The 760-nt window shown below is 41.8% G+C and carries 2 protein-coding genes; both read left to right on the forward strand.

The genetic code is table 11. The features are described 5' to 3' along the window. Positions 1–267, forward strand: a 267-nt coding sequence (locus I4W93_RS20215; RefSeq protein ID WP_224673588.1) for a hypothetical protein, incomplete at its 5' end; no start/stop codon positions are given. Positions 268–383: 116 nt separating this feature from the next. Beyond that, positions 384–707 (forward strand): hypothetical protein, encoded by a 324-nt coding sequence (locus I4W93_RS20220; protein ID WP_205313741.1) that lies wholly within the window; start codon positions 384–386, stop codon positions 705–707. Positions 708–760 lie beyond the last annotated feature (53 nt).

The following is a 760-nucleotide window of genomic DNA, read 5'->3' on the forward strand; positions in this document are numbered from 1 at the left end:
TGTGGCAAGGATGCACGAATGAATAAAGAGTGGGTTCTATTTCATCTGAAAGAAGCTCTCGAGGAAATAGAGAATACAATCAAAGAAATTGAAACTGAACCAGAATACGATGATTCGGAATTTTCTGTAGCTGTCGCACATTTATATCATCACGTAAACACTGCCTGGAACTCTAGAAATTGCTCCGACCAAGATGTCGATGAATCGAGTGATGATAATTTTACTAAGTGGGGTCAGTTTCCTTCTGACTTAGATATATCATGCTGACACCACATAACAAGTTGCTTAATTTCGTTACGGCCACAAAAAGCGTGGCCTCCACTGGACTGCCTACGCTACGCTGCGGCAGCCAATTAGCAAAGCGTTAAATGTTGGCACGTTCCATGAGATCAGCGCGTTTAAAAAAGAAGCTATATAGTTTGTGGCTTGTTGAGATTGCGTCAGATATTGTTCTGGATCGCGATATAGAGGTTTCTCTTTGGGGCATGCAACAAAACGACCAGATTGATTTCTGTTCCGAAACGTATAGGAAATCAGAAGCGTTAACGAGATACAAGTTAAGAGTAAGTGTAAAACGTGGCCCTATTGAAGATCATTGGCTAAGTCAGGAATTTAGCCCAGCTGAGCTCAACTTGTACTTTTTTACTGATGAATTTCCAAGTATTTCACATGGTTGGACCCTCTACGAAGATGATAGAAACATTTAACAAACGCAATCAAACCGGCCTATCGGCCTCGACTCGCTACGCTCGCGTTTGTT

The organism is Rheinheimera maricola, from assembly GCF_016918075.2.
Lineage (GTDB): Bacteria > Pseudomonadota > Gammaproteobacteria > Enterobacterales > Alteromonadaceae > Alishewanella > Alishewanella maricola_A.

Bases quoted from the DNA above. Each gene is read 5' to 3' on its own strand.
- I4W93_RS20220 (WP_205313741.1), top strand. From the start codon at position 384: ATGAGATCAGCGCGTTTAAAAAAGAAGCTATATAGTTTGTGGCTTGTT.